This window comes from Xanthobacter oligotrophicus, assembly GCF_008364685.1.
Lineage (GTDB): Bacteria > Pseudomonadota > Alphaproteobacteria > Rhizobiales > Xanthobacteraceae > Xanthobacter > Xanthobacter oligotrophicus.
This window is the reverse complement of record NZ_VTTL01000001.1, coordinates 244,739-264,243: the sequence shown is the minus strand read 5'-3', so window position 1 is coordinate 264,243 and position 19,505 is coordinate 244,739. Positions and strand designations below refer to the sequence as shown.

Annotated in this window: 8 protein-coding genes; 4 read left to right on the top strand and 4 right to left on the bottom strand. The window is 64.9% G+C overall.

Annotated elements, in window-relative coordinates; all coding sequences use genetic code 11:
- Positions 1–84 precede the first annotated feature (84 nt).
- From FZ033_RS01125 to FZ033_RS01110, 4 genes are all read left to right on the top strand, one after another.
- Complete coding sequence (locus FZ033_RS01125; RefSeq protein ID WP_232847282.1) at positions 85–1,281, top strand: efflux RND transporter periplasmic adaptor subunit; 1,197 nt, start codon at positions 85–87, stop codon at positions 1,279–1,281.
- Positions 1,278–4,385, top strand: coding sequence for a multidrug efflux RND transporter permease subunit (locus FZ033_RS01120; protein ID WP_149574344.1), 3,108 nt, complete (start codon positions 1,278–1,280; stop codon positions 4,383–4,385). The genes FZ033_RS01125 and FZ033_RS01120 overlap by 4 nt, the downstream gene beginning before the upstream one ends.
- Entirely contained in the window at positions 4,382–7,657 is a 3,276-nt protein-coding gene (locus FZ033_RS01115) for an efflux RND transporter permease subunit (protein ID WP_149574343.1), read from the top strand. Before FZ033_RS01120 ends, FZ033_RS01115 begins: the two co-directional genes overlap by 4 nt.
- A gap of 75 nt (positions 7,658–7,732) precedes the next feature.
- On the top strand, positions 7,733–9,100 hold the full coding sequence (locus FZ033_RS01110) for an efflux transporter outer membrane subunit (RefSeq protein ID WP_149574342.1): 1,368 nt from the start codon (positions 7,733–7,735) through the stop codon (positions 9,098–9,100).
- Between the two features lie 107 nt (positions 9,101–9,207).
- Here the strand turns inward: FZ033_RS01110 and FZ033_RS01105 are convergent, their stop codons facing one another.
- The 4 genes from FZ033_RS01105 to FZ033_RS01090 all read right to left on the bottom strand — a co-directional run bounded on the left by FZ033_RS01105 (position 9,208) and on the right by FZ033_RS01090 (position 19,126).
- Positions 9,208–10,818 carry a SulP family inorganic anion transporter gene (locus tag FZ033_RS01105; protein WP_149574341.1) on the bottom strand — a complete coding sequence of 537 codons (1,611 nt, stop codon included), beginning with the start codon at positions 10,816–10,818 and terminating at the stop codon, positions 9,208–9,210.
- 60 nt (positions 10,819–10,878) lie between these two features.
- On the bottom strand, positions 10,879–11,625 hold the full coding sequence (locus FZ033_RS01100; RefSeq protein ID WP_149574340.1) for an META domain-containing protein: 747 nt from the start codon (positions 11,623–11,625) through the stop codon (positions 10,879–10,881).
- A 682-nt stretch (positions 11,626–12,307) separates the two neighbouring features.
- Positions 12,308–12,943, bottom strand: a complete 636-nt coding sequence (locus FZ033_RS01095; protein WP_149574339.1) for a hypothetical protein — start codon at positions 12,941–12,943, stop codon at positions 12,308–12,310.
- A 678-nt stretch (positions 12,944–13,621) separates the two neighbouring features.
- Positions 13,622–19,126 carry a beta strand repeat-containing protein gene (locus FZ033_RS01090; RefSeq protein ID WP_149574338.1) on the bottom strand — a complete coding sequence of 1,835 codons (5,505 nt, stop codon included), beginning with the start codon at positions 19,124–19,126 and terminating at the stop codon, positions 13,622–13,624.
- Positions 19,127–19,505 lie beyond the last annotated feature (379 nt).

Below are 19,505 nucleotides of genomic sequence, written 5' to 3'. Positions count from 1 at the left end.
GCCGGCTCAATGGACAAACAGGTATCCGGCCGTGCCGAGCAGCCTCCGGCCGCCGTGCGTCGCAGCTGGCGTTCACGACTGATTGTGGGTGTTGTTGCGCTCGTCGCCATTGGTGGCCTCGGCGCCCTGTACTGGCGCAACGGGTCCTCCGCCCCCGCAGGTGCCGGCGGCCGGATGCCGCCGCCGCAGGCCAGCGTTTCCGTGGGGACGGTGGAGCGCGGGGACATCACGGTCACCGTCCAGGCGCTCGGCACGGTCACCTCGACCTCCACCGTGACGGTGCGACCGCAGGTCAGCGGGCAGCTCCTGAGCGTGAATTTCAAGGAAGGCCAGAGCGTCAAGCGCGGAGATCTCATCGCCCAGATCGATCCGCGCCCGTTCCAGGCCACCCTTGACCAGGCCAAGGCCCAGGTGGATCGCGACCAGGCCCTGCTGGAGGGCGCCAAGGTCGATCTCCAGCGCTACCAGGGCCTGTCGGCGCAGAACGCCGTTCCGCGCCAGACCCTCGACACCCAGAAAGCCCTTGTGGCGCAATACACGGCGACCATCGAGGCGGACAAGGCACAGGTCCAGACCGCCTCCATCAACCTCGATTTCACCCAGATCCGCGCGCCGGTGGACGGGCGGGCGGGATTGCGCCTCGTGGACCAGGGCAACTACGTCACACCGGGGGATACCAGCGGCATCACGGTGCTCACCCAGCTCCAGCCCATCAGCGTGGTTTTTTCCGTGCCGGAAGACCGCCTGACCGAGATTTCGCAACGCCTCAAGGCCGGCGCGAAGCTGGCGGTGCATGCCTTCGACCGCACCGGCCAGAACCGGATCGCCGAAGGGGTACTGGAGACCTTCGACAGCCAGATCGACCAGACCACGGGCACCATCAAGCTGCGCGCCAGCTTCCCCAACGCCGACCAGCGGCTCTACCCGAACCAGTTCGTCAACGTGACGCTGGATGTGGACACCCATGCGGGCGTCGCCATCGCGCCCACGTCCGGGATCCAGCGCGGCGTGCCGGGCACGTTCGCCTATCTGCTCAATGCGGACCAGACAGTGTCGGTGCGGCCCATCACCCTCGGCGTCACCACGGGCGAGAAGGTGGAAATCCTCTCCGGCCTCGCGCCCGGCGACCAGATCGTGGTGGAGGGGGCCGACCGGCTGCGCGACGGGGGCCATGTCACGGTTCGTCCGGGTGCCGCCCGCACCCCGCCCCCCGCCGGCGCCCCGCCGGCGCGACCGGGGGTACATCAGGGCCGCCAGCCGGATCGCGCGGCGGCGCAATGAACCCGTCGCGCCCGTTCATCCTGCGGCCGGTGGCCACCACGCTGGCGATGGTGGCGATCCTGCTCTCGGGCGCCATCGCGCTGCTGTTCCTGCCGGTGTCCGCTTTGCCGCAGGTGGATTATCCCACCATCCAGGTGCAGACCTTCTATCCCGGCGCCAGCCCGGACGTGATGACCTCGTCCGTGACCGCGCCGCTGGAGGTGCAGCTCGGGCAGATTCCCAACCTCGCGCAGATGGCCTCGACCAGTTCGGCCGGCGCTTCCATGATCACGCTCCAGTTCAACCTCGCCGTGCCCCTCGATGTGGCCGAGCAGCAGGTGCAGGCGGCGTTGAACGCGGCCGGCAATCTCCTGCCCTCCGACCTTCCGGCACCGCCCATCTACGCCAAGGTCAACCCCGCCGACGCCCCGGTGCTGACGCTCGCCCTGACCTCGAAGACCATGAATTTGCGGGAGATCCAGGCGCTGGCCGACACAAGGCTGGCGCAGAAGATCTCGCAGCTGCCCGGCGTCGGGCTCGTCAGCATCAGCGGGGGTCAGCGGCCGGCGGTGCGGGTGCGGGCCGACCCGCGGCGCCTTGCCGCCTACGGGCTGAACCTCGACGACCTGCGCTCCACCCTCGGCAATGCCAACGTCAACACGCCAAAGGGCGGCTTCGACGGGCCGACCCGTGCCTCCACCATCAATGCCAATGACCAGCTGCAGAGCGCGGCGCAGTACGAGGATGTCATCGTCGCCTACCGCAACGGCGCCGCGGTGCGGCTGCGCGAGGTCGCGACCGTGGTGGACGGGGTCGAGAACGACAAGCTCGCCGGCTGGATGAACGATGCCCCGGCCATCATCCTCAACATCCAGCGCCAGCCCGGCGCCAATGTCATCAATGTGGTGGACCGGGTGAAGGCGCTGCTGCCGCAGCTTCAGGCCGCCCTTCCCGCCGAGATCGACGTGGCGGTGCTGACCGACCGTACCACCACCATCCGCGCCTCGGTGCGCGACGTGGGCTACGAGCTGGCGCTGGCCGTCATGCTGGTGATCCTCGTCATCTTCGCCTTCCTGCGCAGCGCGCGGGCGACGCTTATCCCCAGCCTGTCGGTGCCGCTCTCCCTCGTGGGCACGCTGGGGGTGATGTACCTGTTCGGCTACAGCCTCAACAACCTGACCCTGATGGCGCTGACCATCGCCACCGGCTTCGTGGTGGACGACGCCATCGTGGTGATCGAGAACATCACCCGCTACATCGAGGACGGCGAAAGCCCGCTTCAGGCGGCGCTGAAGGGATCGGAGCAGATCGGCTTCACCATCATCTCGCTCACCGTGTCGCTGATCGCGGTGATGATCCCGCTCTTGTTCATGAGCGATGTGGTGGGGCGGCTGTTCCGCGAGTTCGCGGTCACCCTGTCCACCACCATCCTGGTGTCGGGGGTGGTGTCGCTCACCCTCGTGCCCATGGCCTGCGCCAAGCTGCTACGGCCTTACGCGGAGGCCCACGAGAACCGCTTCCAGCGGGCGAGCCGCACCTTTTTCGACGGCATCATCCGTACCTATGCCGGGGCGCTGGACGTGGTGCTTGCCCGCCAGGGCCTGACGCTGGCGGTCTTCTTCGGCACGGTGGTTCTCACCGGCTATCTCTATGTGATCATTCCCAAGGGGTTCTTTCCCCAGCAGGACACCGGCGTGATCCAGGCCATGACCCAGGCCTCTCAGTCGGTCTCGTTCGCGCGGATGGGGGACCTGCAGCGGGAGGTTGCCCGCATCGTCCTCGCCGATCGCGACGTGGAGAGCCTGTCCTCCTTCATCGGCGTGGATGGCGCCAATACCACGCCGAACATCGGGCGCATGCTCATCAACCTGAAGCCGCACGAGGTGCGCTCTTCGTCGGTGGAGACCGTCATCGCCCGGCTGAAGCATGCCGCCGCCGTGGTGCCCGGCATGGAGCTGTTCTTGCAGCCGGTGCAGGACCTCACCATCGACGGGGGCGTCAGCCGGACCCAGTATCAATTCGTGCTGCAGGACGCCAACGCGGCGGAGCTGGCGGAATGGACGCCCAGGCTCCTCGCCCGGCTCGCCAGCCTGCCGCAGCTCGCCGACGTGGCGAGCGACCTGTCGCAGACCGGCCTGTCGGTGCGGCTCGACATCGACCGCGACCGCGCCGCCCGCTTCGGCATCACGCCGGCCACCATCGACAATGCGCTCTACGACGCCTTCGGCCAGCGCATCGTCTCCACCATCTTCACCACGTCAAGCCAGCAGCGGGTGATTTTGGAGGCGGACCCGACGCTGAAGACCTCGCTTGAGGCGCTGTCCTCGCTTTATTTGCCGTCCGCCTCGGGCACGCAGGTGCCGCTGTCCGTGCTCACCACGACCCATGTGGAGACCGTCCCGCTTCTGGTCTCCCATCTGGGCCAGTTCCCGGCCACCACCATCTCCTTCAACCTCGCGCCCGGCGCCTCGCTGGGCGAGGCCATCGCGGCCATCCGCAAGACCACCGATGACATGGGAATGCCGGCGAGCATCGTGGCAAGCTTCCAGGGGGCGGCCCGCGCCTTCGAGGCGTCGCTCGCAAACCAGCTCCTGCTGGTGCTGGCGGCGCTGGTCACCGTCTACATCGTGCTCGGCGTGCTCTACGAGAGCTTCGTCCACCCGCTGACGATCCTCTCGACCCTGCCGTCCGCCGGCATCGGCGCGCTGATCGCCCTGATGATGGCCGGCGAGGAACTGACCATCATCGCAATCATCGGGCTCATCCTGCTCATCGGCATCGTCAAGAAGAACGCGATCATGATGATCGACTTCGCCCTCGATGCGCAGCGCCGCGAGGGCATGACGGCGGAGGCGGCCATCCGCGCCGCGTGCCTGCTGCGCTTCCGCCCCATCCTGATGACGACGCTGGCCGCCATCCTCGGCGCCCTGCCGCTGATGGTGGGCACCGGCGTCGGCTCGGAGCTGCGCCATCCGCTCGGCGTCTCCATCGTCGGCGGCCTGCTGCTCAGCCAGCTTTTGACCCTGTTCACCACGCCGGTGATCTATCTGTGGTTCGACCGGCGCCGCGCCAAGGCGCCTGAGCCGGACGGCCTTTCCGCTGCGCAGCCTGGCGTGGCGCCATGAGCCTGTCCGCGCCCTTCATCCGCCGGCCGGTGGCGACGACGCTTATCACCTTCTGGGTGTTCGCGGCCGGCCTCGTCGCCTATCCCCTGCTGCCGGTGGGGCCGCTGCCGGCGGTGGATTTCCCGGTGATCTCGGTGTCGGCGAGCCTGCCCGGCGCCAGCCCGCAGGTGGTAGCCGACACGGTGGCAAGCCCGCTGGAGCGCCATCTGGGCACCATTGCCGACGTGACGGAGATGACCTCGTCGAGCACCAACGGCTCGGCCCGCATCACCCTGCAGTTCGGCCTGTCCCGGGACATCAACGGCGCCGCCCGCGATGTGCAGGCGGCCATCAACGCCGCCCGCGCCGACCTGCCGTCGAGCCTGCGCTCCAACCCCACCTACCGCAAGGCCAACCCGGCCGACGCGCCCATCATGATCCTGTCGCTCACCTCCGACACGCTGTCACGCGGCCAGATCTATGACGCGGCGAGCACCGTGCTGGCGCAGCGGCTGTTCCAGGTGGACGGCGTCGGCGACGTGACGGTGGGCGGCGGTTCGCTGCCGGCGGTGCGGGTGGAGCTGAACCCGAACGCGCTCTACAAATACGGGATCGGGCTGGAGGACGTGCGCGCGGCGCTGGCCTCCGCCAACGCCCACGCACCCAAGGGCGCCATCGACGGCGACAGCCTGCGGTTCCAGATCTACGCCAACGACCAGGCCCTGAAGGCCGAGGACTACCGCAACCTCATCGTCGCCTATCGCGCCGACGCGCCGGTGCGGCTGTCGGACATCGGCGAGACGGTGGATTCCATCGAGAACATCCGCTCGGCAGGCCTCGCCAACGGCAAGCCGGCGACCCTGCTCATCCTGTTCCGCTCGCCGAATGCGAACATCATCGCCACGGTAGACCGCGTGCGCGCGCTGCTGCCGTCGCTGGGCGCCTCCATCTCGCCGGCCATCGACCTCAACGTGGTGATGGACCGTTCGGCCACCATCCGCGCCTCGCTGGCGGACGTGGCGCTCACCCTCGCCATCTCCGTGGTGCTGGTGATCGTGGTGGTGTTCGCCTTCCTGCGGGACTGGCGCGCGGCGCTGGTGCCCATCGTGGCGGTGCCGGTCTCCCTCGTGGGCACGCTCGCGGTGATGTATCTGTGCGGCTTCAGCATCAACAACCTGTCGCTGATGGCCCTGACCATCGCTACCGGCTTCGTGGTGGACGATGCCATCGTGGTGCTGGAGAACATCTCGCGGCATCGCACGGCCGGGCTTTCCGGCGTGGATGCGGCCCTGAAGGGGGCAGGGGAGGTGAGCTTCACCGTGGTGGCCATGAGCGTGTCGCTCATCGCCGTCTTCATCCCCATCCTGCTCATGGGCGGGCTGATCGGGAAGATCTTCCGCGAGTTCGCCTTGACCATCACGGCGACCATCCTCGTGTCCCTCTTCGTGTCGCTCACCACTACGCCGATGATGTGCGCCCTGCTCCTGCGCAATGAGGAGGGCCGCCAGCACGGCCGCCTGTTCCGCGCCAGCGAGCGGGTATTCGAGGCGGCGCTCTCCGGATACCGGCACTCGCTCGCCTTCTGCCTGGACCGGCCCCGCATCCTGCTCGCGGTCTTTTTCGCCACGCTGGCGCTGACGGTCCATCTCTACATCATCATCCCCAAGGGCTTCCTGCCGCAGCAGGACACCGGCCGGATCACCGGCATGATCCAGGCCGACCAGTCCATTTCGTTCCAGGCCATGTCGCAGAAGCTGAAGAGCTTCGTGGACATCGTGCGGGCCGACCCGGAGGTGGAATCGGTGGTCGGCTTCACCGGGGGCGGGCAGGGCAATTCCGGCTTTGTCTTCGCCGCGCTGAAGCCGCTGGCGCAGCGGGGTGTCTCGGCGGACGAGGTGATCACGCGGCTGCGCCGCGCCCTGGCGGTGGTGCCGGGGGCCAACCTGTTCCTCCAGGCGGCGCAGGACATCCAGGTGGGCGGGCGGCCGGCCAACGCCCAGTTCCAGTACACGCTGGAGGGCGACAGCTTCCAGGAGCTTGCCGAGTGGGTGCCCAAGCTACTGGCGGCGCTCCAGCGCGACCCGCGCGTCACCCAGGCCAACAGCGACCAGCAGTCCCGCGGCATCCAGACCGAGATCATCATCGACCGCGACACCGCCGCCCGGCTGGGCATTTCGGTGGGGCAGATCGACAACACGCTCTATGACGCCTTCGGCCAGCGGCAGGTGTCCACCATCTATGTGGCGCGCAACCAATATCATGTGGTGATGGAGGTGGCGCCGCGCTTCTCCCAGCAGCCAGAGGTGCTGAACGACGTCTTCATCAGCACCTCCGGCGGCGCGGTGGGCGGCTCGCAGGGGACCGGCGCCGTGGCGGGCACCTTCTCCGCCCCCGGATCATCGACGACCGCCAGCACTGCCGCCAGCGCCGCCCGCAACGCCCAGACCAACGCCATCGGCGCCACCGGGCGCGCCTCGGCATCCACCGGCTCGGCGGTGAGCACCAGCGCCGCGCCCATGATCCCGCTGTCGAGCGTGGCACGGTTCGGCACCGGCTCCACGCCGCTGGCGGTGAACCACCAGGGGCTGTTTGTCGCGGCGACCCTCTCCTTCAACCTGGCGCCCGGCGCGGCGCTGAGCGATGCGGTGGTGGCGGTGGATGCCGCCAAGGAGCAGATCGGCCTTCCGGCCTCGATCCATGGCAGTTTCCAGGGCACGGCGCGGGCTTTCCAGCAATCCCTGTCCAGCCAGCCGCTGCTCATCCTCGCCGCGCTGGTGGCGGTCTATCTGGTGCTCGGCATGCTCTACGAGAGCTTCGCCCACCCCCTGACCATCCTGTCCACCCTACCGTCGGCCGGCGTCGGCGCGCTGCTGGCGCTCATGGCGTTCGGGGGCGAGTTCAACGTCATGGCGCTGATCGGCGTGATCCTCCTCATCGGCATCGTGAAGAAGAACGCCATCATGATGATCGACGTGGCCCTCGATGCCGAGCGCAACGGCGGCATGGCGCCGCGCGAGGCCATCTTCCACGCGTGCCTGCTGCGCTTCCGCCCCATCATGATGACCACCATGGCCGCGTTGTTCGGCGCCATTCCGCTGATGGTTGGCTTTGGGGAAGGCAGCGAGTTGCGCCGTCCGCTGGGCGTGGCTGTGGTCGGCGGCCTGCTGTTCAGCCAGCTTCTCACGCTCTATACGACGCCGGTGGTCTATCTCTATATCGACCGTCTGCGCCGGGGGCGCTCCAACTCGGTTCGGCGTGCCCGTCTGCGGCCGCCGCCAGAGCCGGCCGCGTAGATGCAGTCTTTCAGCACATTTGGGCGCGTCGCCGCGCCGGCAGGCTCGCGTCGGCGTCTCCCGAGCGGGGCGCTTGTGGCGGTGGGCGCCCTTGCGCTGCTGCTCGCCGGCTGCCTGCCGCAGACGCCGGCGCCGGACGTCGGGATCGCCACGCCCACCCATTATGTGGAGGGGCCGGCGAACCCCAATGCGCATTTGCCGCCGCCTGAATGGTGGCGGAGCTTTCGCTCCAGCGACCTCAGTCGCTTCGTGGCGGAAGCGAACATCGACAATCTCGACATCGCCGTCGCCACCGCTGAAATCGTGCAGGCTGATGCCCAGGTCGGCATCTCGGGCGCGCCCCTCTACCCCAACCTCACCTTCGCCGGCTCCGCCGCGCAGATTCGCTCCAGCGGCAGCAGCGGCAATCCGGGCAGCACCAGCGGCCAGTACATTCTCGGCCTGTCGGCCGGCTACATGGTGGACTTCTGGGGCAAGAACCGTTCCGGCCTGCTCGCCGCGGAGGAGAACGCGGCGGCGGCGCGGTTCAATCGCGATGTGGTGACACTCTCGACCCAGGTGGCAGTGGCCAACACCTATTTCCAGATCCTCGGCGCTCGCGACCAGCTGCGCATCGCGCAGAACAGCCTTGCCGCCGCGACGCGCATCCTCGACATCGTGAAGCGGCAGTTCGCCGGCGGCACCGTCTCGCAGCTCGACGTGTCGCAGCAGGAGGCGCTGGTGGCGCAGGTGCGGGCCTCGATCCCGCCCATCGAGATCACCCTGCGTCAGAACTGGGCGGCCCTGGCCGTGCTGCTGGCGCGCACCCCCGTCGCGCTCACCCCGCCGCAGGGGAGTCTCTCGCAGATCACCGTGCCGCGCATCACTCCGGGACTGCCCTCCGACCTCCTCACCCGGCGGCCCGATATCGCCCTCGCCGAGGCCCAGCTCCTGGCCGGCGGCTACAATGTGGAGGCGGCGCGGGCGGCAATGCTGCCGCAGATCCAGCTGACCGGCACCGGCGGGGTGCAGAGCGCGGCGCTCCAGGCGCTGTTCGCCCCCGGCGCCTGGTACTACACGCTGGTTGCGGGGCTGACGCAGCCCATCTTCGACGGCTACCTGCTGCAGAGCCAGCTGGACCAGGCCAAGGGCGTGCAGGTGCAGGACCTGCAGGTCTATCGCAAGGCCATCCTGTCGGCCTTCGCCGATGTGGAGAAGGCGCTGGTGGCGCTGGACCAGACCAACAAGCAGGTGAAGCTGCAGGCCGATGTGGTGGAAAGCTCGCGCACCGCTTTCCGCGTGGCCGAGTCCCAGCTGGCGGGGGGAACCACCAGCCTCGTCGCCGTGCTTCAGGCGCAGCAGACTTATTTCACCGCCGAGAACGGGCTGGCGCAGGTGCGGCTGGCGCGTTTGCTGGCCGCCACCAGCCTGTTCCAGGCCCTCGGCGGCGGCTGGGGTCCCTGAGAGGCTGGAGCGATTTCCGCTCGCCTTGGCTCACGGCAATCGCTCCAAAATCTCGTTTCGACGCGTTTTCTTCACGCGAACCGGTATCCACTTCGCTCGAAAACGCTTTAAGGCTGCACCGCCGCCACCGCGTCGTCGACGCTGTAGCTGCAGCGGGCCACCAGATCATGGGCTCCGGCGGCCGCCAGCAGATCGCGGACACGATCATGGGCGCGGGCGAGCTGCAGGCGCAGCCCGGCCTGGCGCATGACGGCATCGAACTCCACCAGGGCGTCGAGGGCCGTGCTGTCCAGATCGAAGCTTTCCTCCAGGCTGACCACCACTGCGTGAATGTCCGGCTCGGCACGGGAGCTGGCTGCGATGATGCCCATGATCCGGTCGGCATTGGCGAAGAACAGCGGCTGTGCCGGTCGCCAGATGGCGATGCCCTTCGGGGCGACGGCATCTGGATGGCGGGCGAGATCGACATAATCGTGCGTCGTTCCAAGACGCCCCAGCTGCGCGACCTGCGGCTCCGCCAGTCGCTGCACCACGGCGGTGAGGGACAGGGCGATGGCCACCAGCATGCCGTTCAGGACGCCAAGCGCCAGCACGGCCGCCGCCGCGGCGACGGCCACATACTGGTCGCGTCCCAGAGCCCAGAGGCGCACGAGCGGCGCCGGATCCAGCGCGTGGACGAGGGCCGCGATCACCACCGCCGCCAGCACCGGCTCGGGCAGCCGCGCCACGAAATTCCCGCCGAAGATCACCAGGATCGCGAGGCCCAGCGCGGTGACGATGGCGGTGGCGCGGGTGGCCGCTCCGGCCGCCTCGCTGGCGTTGCCGGCCGAAAATCCGGCGCCCACGGGCATGCCCTGGGCCAGCGCGCTGGCCATATTGGCAAAGCCAAGGGCTGCCAGCTCCCTGTCCGCATCGACCTGTTCGCCATGGCGCAGCGAAAGCGCCCGGATCGTGCCCCAGGATTCGGCGAAGAGGATGAGGACCAGCGGCAGGGCGAAGCGGGCGAGCTGGGAATAATCCGCCCAGCCGAGGGACGGCCAGGAGGGCCAGGCCGGAACCATGTCGATGGTTCCGACCACGGCGACGCCATGCGCCTCCAGTTGCAAGAAAGTGGACGCGGCCACCCCGCCGGCAAGGACAACGAAGGCGCCGGGGATCGCCGGGAACCGCCTGAGCGCCAGCAGCACAGCCAGAGCCGTGCCGCCGCAAGCCACGGCGAAGGGGTTCCATCGCGGCAGCTCCAGCATGAGCTGCGGGACCAGATGGAAGATGTCGGTCGATCCCGCCTCCACCCCCACCAGGTGCGGCAGCTGGCGGACGATGATGGTTATCGCCAGCCCGAAGGCGAACCCGCGCAGCACCGGCCGCGAGACGAACCCCGTGAAGTTTCCCAGCCGCACCACGGCCGCCAGCAGCAGGAAGCCGCCGACCAGCGCCACCACCACCGTGGTCGCTGCGAGCTTCACGGCGCCTTCATCCGGCAGGGTTGCGAGCGTCGCGGCCAGGATGGCGGCGGACGACGAGGTGGGCGAGACGATGGCGAACCGGCTGCGCCCGGCCAGCGCGTAGACGAAGCATCCGGCGACGGCGGCGAAAATGCCTTGCTGCGGCGGCAGGCCCGCGATGCTCGCATAGGCCACCGCCTCGGGCAGCAAGAGCCCTGCAACGCAGAGCCCCGCGATGAGGTCGCCCGTCCGCGGCAGTGGAAACGATGACATGGCCTCACCCATCGACGCGCGGCGGCCGGCGGGATGCCCCATGCACCGGCCGCAGCGGACCTATTTTTCCGGCCGCGCCTTGGATTTCAGGGTGACCCCGTCGGTCGTGATCAGGAGCAGCGAACCATCCGAGCCGATATCGAATCGTTGCACCTTGGCCATGGCGGACAGGAAGGCCCGTTCGATCCCTGCCGGAACCTCTTCGCAGGCCATCATCGATCCGGCCATCCCTTGAGCAAAGCTCAATCCTTCGCCGCTCAGCTTGAATGCGCCGAAATACCGGTTGCATCCCGAAGCTCCGGAGACTTGGCCGGCGGCGGTGTCGAACGTGAGGCTCACCTTCACCCCGTCCGGCACCACCTGGTCGCCGATGGCGATGATCTGCCATTCGCCGCCGCCAAGGAGGTCGGATGGGTTGCCGCCGCAACCGGTCACGGTCTTGCCGCCGGCCTGAACGCTGGCGCTGATCGGGCTTGGCATTCCCGTCATGGTATCGCGGCAGATTTTCCGCTGGAGGGACACGGCGAGGTCGGCCTGCGGGGCGCGATAGACCCAGGTGCCATCCCGGAACTCGGGCTTGGGCAATTCGGCCTCGATCTTGAGGGCGCCGTCCGCCGTCCGGTAGCGCATTTGACCGGCATCCAGCGTCAGGACCCAGCCCGGCTCGTTGCCGCGGGCAGTCCATGGGAGCGTGATCGGCGCTGCGCTGTCGCCGCCGTCGGCCTTGTTCTGGGAGGCCTGAGACGCGCCGCCCATGGAGAGGAAAAGGCTGGTGGCAATCGCCGATAACACGATAGTGGGACGCATGGGTTCAACTCCTCGACGAGGTCACCAGCGCGATGTGTCATGCGCTCACCGGAGCCGCCAGCCGCACCCTTGATGACCGCTGGCAGCATCTAATGAGGCATCTGGCCGGGACGGTGGCGCCGCCGAAAGGGTCAACACATTTTTCCGGGCGCAATCACGGTAGCCACCTCAATGAGCGACCCTGCGAGGTCCCTGAGGTGCTCGCCTTTTCCTGCTGATCAAAATCAGGTCCAGCTAGGCTCTGGTGCCTTCGCGACCGGCTTTTGTCATATCGATGGAGGCAGGCGCTCCGGCACGTGTGGATGCTGACGGTGTCGAACCGATCCACCGAGCCTCAATGAAGCGCCTCGCCAAAGGCGAGCGAGGAGCAGGCGGGTTCATTGAAATTATTGGCGCGCCGCTCCGGATGAAAGCGCGAACACATATGTGATTGACATAGCGATGTAATTTCACGGACTTGCATGCGGGCAATCGAATTGATGACAGTAGGCGCCCCTGAGCAGCCGTCCCTGTCCTTGGCGGCGGCTTCCTCGCAGCCGTGTTGCCGTTGGACCTCGATCTCTGATCGGCTATCCTTGTCACTTTCCGCACGACTAGAGCGGTTTCTCCGAACGCCGATTCGATGCTGGGATTCCCTTTTCGTCGTGCCGTGATTCCGTGTCCCCTCATGAAAGGGGGGCGATCAGGTGGCGGCGCTCCCCAGCTGTCCAGCGGCCGTGGCCGAAGAATGTGCTTGTTCAATGCAGACATAGAGCGATTTGAGGGCCGTCTCGAAGACATCCTCGAGCCATCCCTTGGAAATCACCAGGGTTGTCCCGTACGGTGTATGTACACGATCAAGGCAGCCTGCCTTGGCAAGTGCGACCACGGCCTTTCGGCAGGTTTCCGTCGACATCTCCATCACCAAGAGGCGGGCCAGATTTGACTGGTCGATCGCGCCCTTGTATTCGCGCCAATTCTGTAGAAGACGCATCATGACGTCCTTACTGAAAATGGCGTGCTGGATCCGCTCCGGTTTCGGGATAGGCCGGCCGGCTTTGCGCTCCGCGCTGCTCACGCGTCCCAGGCGCAGATTATGGTCGTTGGCAAGGCGTTCTAGATCATGAGGTTCGTCGATCCCCTGAGCTTTCAGCCGGTAATAGAATTCCGCGATGATATACGTTGCATCAGTGTTCAGGGCCGTCATTAGGTCGGCATTCTGATCTGCACTTCGTTGGCAAAGTAGTTCAAAGAACAGCGCGCGTGCACGCTGCAGGCAATCCAGGATTTTGACATCCAGCCTACGATCTAGGTTCGATATTCTGAACTCGAGTGTCATCGAATGTGCGCCTGTTTGATCAGAAACATAAACTACTAAGAGCAGTATGTTTGGGCAGGACATGCAAAAATACCATATTTAATAATATTAATTGTCGGTCGTTTTTGGTCATGTATGACATATATGACAATAGGTGCCGCTCGTAACCGTGTTGGCTGCACCTTCGAGGTAGGCGTCTGTGAGAGCTGAAAATCTATAAAGTAACATATTTCGACCTACAATTTACGCGACAAAATATTTCCATACTTTAAGAATGCAAATTTGAGTACATGAAAAAACACATCGGGAGGCTGGACCTCTGACCAGCCCCGGGTGGACAGCCCGACCCGGCCAAGCAACGATGGGTCTGTGCTTTCAATGCACCAGTCCCAAGCTCTTTGGGTCCCGAGCTCACATGATCACGCCACACGTGCGAAGGGCGGTTTGGTGCGGCCAGACGGTTGCCGCGCGGCACCTCGTCGCCTCCTGACCCCAAATCTCGCCCCGTTTGTGTCGGTCGTCCTGCGCCAAACCTGATCGCCTCATCAGCAACCAGAGATTAGGTGTCGCATTCTGCGCTACAAGGACCCCCCATTTGGGGGCCCGTTCAAATTAAGATGACGGAACCTTAATGGACATTCAGTCTCTGTAGAATTGTAATGATTCCTGGTCCATGCAGCATTCATGGATCAGGACACTTCAGAACTGCTTGCGCAGGCCGCCGGTGAACGATCCGCCGTCGATGTTCTCGCCGAAGCGATAGTCGGCGCGGATAAAGCCCAGAACGCCCGTATCGAGGGCTTGGGCCGAAAGGCCGACGCCGACCTGACCGAATGTCCCGATATTGGAGATGCCGATGATGGCGGCCCCGCCCTGGCCATCATCGTAAAGGCCGCCGCCGTCACCGGCGAATTCATGCCAGACGCTCGCCTGGACGGAAGGACGAAGGACGAGGTTCGGACCGGCGGTGAAACTGGTGCCCATACGCAGCCGCAGGCTGCCGATCAAGCTGTCGATCGTGTCGGTTTTGATGACCCCGCTGCCGCCGGGCAGCAGCACATTGTCCACTGACGCGGTCGCATAGTTCAAGCCCACGGAGGGCTCGACGAACCACGTTTCGGCGAACGGGATCACGCCACCTGCGCTGGCGACTACGGTCCAGCCGTCGGCGTTCGTCGGGCTGCTCATGAGCAGTGCCTGGGTATTCGTCAGGTCAATGTTGTAGATATTGCGCTGGACCTGGACGTCAGCGAACAGGCCATGCCCGACGAGGGCCGCATAAGCCCCGAAGAACGGCGCTTCCACCTGAGAGGAGACGCCGGCGTAGTTCTGCAGCGTGTTGTCAAGCCAAACGTCGCCGGCGGTTAGACCGACATGACCGGTCCAGCCGGAGCCGCCCATGTCGGAGCGGCTCACATCGGCGCCGACCTGGAAACCGTTGAAGTTCGATTTGAACGTCCCGGCTTCCGACACCGCGGAACTGGCGCCCACGACCTGAGTGGTCGATACGTTGTCGACGTTGTAGCTACCCGCCTTCACGCGCGTCCATAGGCCGTAGGAGATTTGGTCACGAACCGGATCCGCAGGACCGGAGACAAAAGCACTGGTGGATTCGAGGAAGCCAGTCGTGATGGTCATCAGCGAGGCCGCCACCGTCCCCGCGATGGAGCCCGCCGAGGGATTCAGCGACGACGTCACGACCCACTTGCTTCCGTCCTGCTTCAGGTTGTAGTCGACCAGCCCGTTCGACCCGAGGGTGGTGGTGGAGAATGCGTTGGCTGCGCTGGCCCCTTCGGCCACCGTGATTTCTTGCCCGAAGAGACCCTTGGTCCCGACGCTCTGGAATTGGAGGTTGGTGGAACCGCTGATGCTGCCCGCGACCACGACATCGGCCCTGGGACCGCTTACATTGCCCGAGGACAGGTCGATGTCCATGGCTACCGTCGATGCGCCCGTGCCCGCGAAATTCATGCCTACTTTGAGGGTTTGATAGGTCTTCGTCCCATCGGACATATCGACGAGGCCGGCATTGGTGAAATTGCCACCGACATCGAGATTTCCGGCCACCTTGGTGGTCGCGCCCGCATTATTCACGACGAATTTGGTGATTGCCCCTTCGGCGCGCAGGTAATTTGAGTTCGTGATCGATCCGTCCCAGGTCGACGTCGTGACAATGGTCCCCACGTTATCGGTGACGTCGCCGTGCCAGATCGCGCCGTTCTGGTTGTAGACAGCGCCGGCATTGCTGGTGATGGCGCCGGTCCACTCCGTGCCCGCCCCATCATTGGTGATGACGCCGGCGGCGTTGTTGCTCACAACATTGCCGTTCCAGTTCGAATCCAGCGTGTTGTTAATGTGGCCATCGTTGGTGAGGACATCGCCATTCCAGATCGCCGTATTCTGGTTCCAGATGGTTCCGGTGTTGGCGAGGACGTTGCCATTCCAGGTCGAGTTGTCATTGACTATGCTGGTGTTGGAGGTGTTTTTCTTTACGTCCCCGGTCCAGACCGCATGGTTTTGGTTGTGGATGGTGCCGTCATTGGAAACGGAGCCGTTCCAGGTGGCATTGTCGTTGACGATGAGAGCGCCGATGGAGTTCGCCGCCACGTCACCGGTCCAGGTGGCGTGGTCCTGGTTGTAGACGGCCCCGGCGTTGCTGGTGATGTCGCCGGTCCACTCCGTGCCCAGGCCGTCATTGGTGATGACGGCGCCGATGAGGTTGGATCCGACCGCGCCGTTGACCCACTTGGCGCCGAGAGCGTTGATGATGGTGCCGCTGTTGGTGGTTATGGCCCCGTCCCACTTGGCGCCGTTCTGGTTGTAGACAGCGCCGGCATTGCTGGTGATGTCGCCGGTCCACTCTGTCCCGGCGCCGTCATTGGTGATGACGGCGCCGATGAGGTTGGAACCGACCGCGCCGTTGACCCACTTGGCGCCGAGATAATTGGTGATGGTGCCGCTGTTGGTGGTTATGGCCCCGTCCCACTTGGCGCCGTTCTGGTTGTAGACAGCGCCGGCATTGCTGGTGATGTCGCCGGTCCACTCTGTCCCGATCCCGTCATTGGTGATGACGGCGCCGATGAGGTTGGAACCGACCGCGCCGTTGACCCACTTGGCGCCGAGATAATTGGTGATGGTGCCGCTGTTGGTGGTTATGGCCCCGTCCCACTTGGCACCGTTCTGGTTGTAGACGGCGCCGGCGTTGCTGGTGATGTCGCCGGTCCACTCAGTCCCGGACCCGTCATTGGCGATGACGGCGCCGATGAGGTTGGAGCCGACCGCGCCGTTGACCCACTTGGCGCCGAGATAATTGGTGATGGTGCCGCTGTTGGTGGTTATGGCCCCGTCCCACTTGGCACCGTTCTGGTTGTAGACGGCGCCGGCGTTGCTGGTGATGTCGCCGGTCCACTCAGTCCCGGCCCCGTCATTGGTGATGACGCCGCCGATGAGGTTGGATCCGACCGCGCCGTTGACCCACTTGGCGCCGAGATAATTGGTGATGGTGCCGCTGTTGGTGGTTATGGCCCCGTCCCACTTGGCGCCGTTCTGGTTGTAGACAGCGCCGGCATTGCTGGTGATGTCGCCGGTCCACTCAGTCCCGGCCCCGTCATTGGTGATGACGGCGCCGGTGAGGTTGGAACCGACCGCGCCGTTGACCCACTTGGCGCCGAGATAATTGGTGATGGTGCCACTGTTGGTGGTGACGGCCCCGTCCCACTTGGCACCGTTCTGGTTGTAGACAGCGCCGGCATTGCTGGTGATGGCGCCGGTCCACACGGTTTCCAGACCGTCATTGGTGATGGCGCCGGCGGCATTGTTGCTCACAACATTGCCGTTCCAGTGCGATTTCGATTTGTTATAGATTTCGCCATCGTTGGTGACGATATGGCCATTCCAGATCGCCGTATTCTGGTTCCAGATGGTTCCTGTGTTCGCGATGACGTTGCCGGTCCAGGTCGAGTTGTCATTGAGGATGCTGGTGTTGGAGGTGTTCTTCTTTACGTCCCCGGTCCAAATCGCATGGTTCTGGTTGTGTATGGTGCCGTCATTGGAAACGGCGCCGGTCCAGGTGGCATTGTCGTTGACGATGAGCGCGCCGACGGAGTTCGCAGCCACGTCGCCGGTCCAGGAGGCGCGGTCCTGGTTGTAGATGGTGCCGTCGTTGCTCTTCACCGCGCCGGACCAGGAGGCGCCCCATCCGGTATTGGTGATTGTGGCAAGGGCGGAATTGCCTTCGATGTCACCGCCCTTCCAGGTCGCGGACTTGTTCTGGATCTGACCCTGGTTCAACACCACCTTGCCGTTCCAAGTCGCGAACTGCTGGTTGGTGATCGTCCCCGCGTTGTGAAGAACGTTGCCGGTCCATTTGGTGCCGAGGCTATCATTAAGGATGCTACCAGCGGCAAGATTGTTCGCAACGTCGCCGGACCAAGCGCCGCCACCCAAGTTCTGGATCGTACCGGAGTTTCCGATCTGCGGGTCGCCGGGATTGACCGGCACCGCGCCTATGGTTCCGCTGTTCCATGTGCCTTCGTAGTTTGTGATCTGCCCGGAGTTGGCGACCACGGCGCCGGTCCAGGTGGACCCAGCCTGATTTAAAATGGTACCGGAATTCTGCTGTATCGTACCGCTCCATACGGCATCATATTGATTATAAATCTTTCCCGTATTAGTTACGACGGAGCCGTTCCAAGTGGCTGCGTCGTTGTAGATCACTCCGCTGGGCGCGTCGTTCCAAAGTACATTGCCGTTCCAAGTGGAGCCGGTGCTGTTATAGATGTGGCCGGCGTTCTTGACGGTACCACTCCACGTGGCCGAGTAAGCATTTTCGATGCCAAGGCCGATGCCGTTGTTCTCGACATTTCCGGTCCAGGTCGAGGTTGCACCTTCATTTAAAATGTGGCCCGTATTGGCCGCTCCACCATCCACACCAACGTCGCCGGTCCAGCTGGCGCCCGATCGATTACGGACTGTGTCGCTGTTGGCGACTACAGCGCCGATCCATTCAGTCCCCGCACCTTGATTGTAGATGGTTCCCGAATTGCTGCTCACCGCGCCGGTCCAGCTGGCGCCGGCCTCGTTGGTGATGCTGCCTTGATTGGTCTTCACCGCGCCGGTCCACACGCCGGTGCCGGTGTTGGTGATGGTGCTGGTATTGGTCGCGACGATGGCGTTGCTCACGCCGGCGTTCGTCATGGTCCCGGCATTGTCGAGGTCGTCGTTGAATGTGCCGCCCTGGTAGACCTTGATGGTGGCGTTCGCGGCATTGTTCATTCCGCCAGCGGTGAACTTGCCGCCGTCGAAGACCTCGATGGTGCCGTAATTGCTGACCGTGGCGCCCGTGGTGAAGGACCCGTCGTCGACCACGTTGAAGTGCGCGCCGGCGGAATTGGTAAGGCCGGTGGCCGTCACCTCGCTCGCCACCACGAAAGTGCCAGCCGTGTTGTACACGTCCTTGAAGCCGGCGCCGCCGGCGACAGTGAAGGTGCCGGTACCCTTCTTGGTGAAATCACCCTGGGCCGTCACCTCGCCATTGAACCTGGTATCGGCGCTGCTCGTGTCGACGGTGCCGCCGGTGGCGAGGATGCTCACCGGCTGGGCGAAGGTGACTTCACTGCCACCGATGGGCTTGAGGGTCCCGCCGTTGAACACCATCGGGTTCTGCTGTGCGGCCGGATCGTTCTGGTTGAAGGTGGCCTGGGAGGGGTCGATGTACAGGGAATAACCCCGGATATAACCGCCGCCATCTCCGTAAGGGCTGGCGATGGCGATGCCCGTGATGTCGGCTGCGCCCGGCGAAACGGTGAAGGTGCCCACGCTCACAGGCGGTGGCACCGATGTCGTGCCGAGGGAAACTCCGTTATTGAAGACTTGGAATTGATCGCCGACGAGGCAGCAGTCGGTCACCACCACGACCGTCGGGCTGTAGGCCGTGAAGGTAAAGTTCCTGTCCCAGGCGCTGCCAGTGCCACCAAAGCTGAAAGTCTGGTCGCCACCGCCAAGGTTCAGCACTTCCGCGACCGCCGGCCGGGGTGCTGCGAGCGCGAGGCCGATTCCCAGGGACGCGGCCAGAATGGTGCTGCTGCTGAGTAGGTGGCGCTGCCGGCTCAGGGTCGAACCAGCAAAACCTGCATCCGTATCCATGCGGAGCATATTAAACCCATGCTCAACGCCGCGGTTGGCACCGCTATACTTCACTGTCATTCGCCGCCCCCTGAAGCGAAGTGCCAGCTCTCGCCGACATCACAATCACGTTGGACGCTAGCGGGGGGGCGCACAACCCACAAGGGGTAAGCCTTATGGTTACAATTATTTTGTAGTATTGCAACTCTACAGTATCGGCATGTCAGTTTTCCGACGTGGCTCTAACTTTCTGGAATTTTCATCGATTCGAGAAGCATTTGATCGGAAGCCCCGGTGGGCTAGGGTCGGACCGGTCGCACTCCGGGCGATGCCCCATTGGCAGCACGCGTCTTCTGGTGCGGTGCGTTCTCGTTCGTATGTTGCGCGAATACAACATGATTCTTGGGTATCCGGCGGGTGCGACCAGTTGGGCGTATCATGCCCTTGGGTGGCGTCCCGA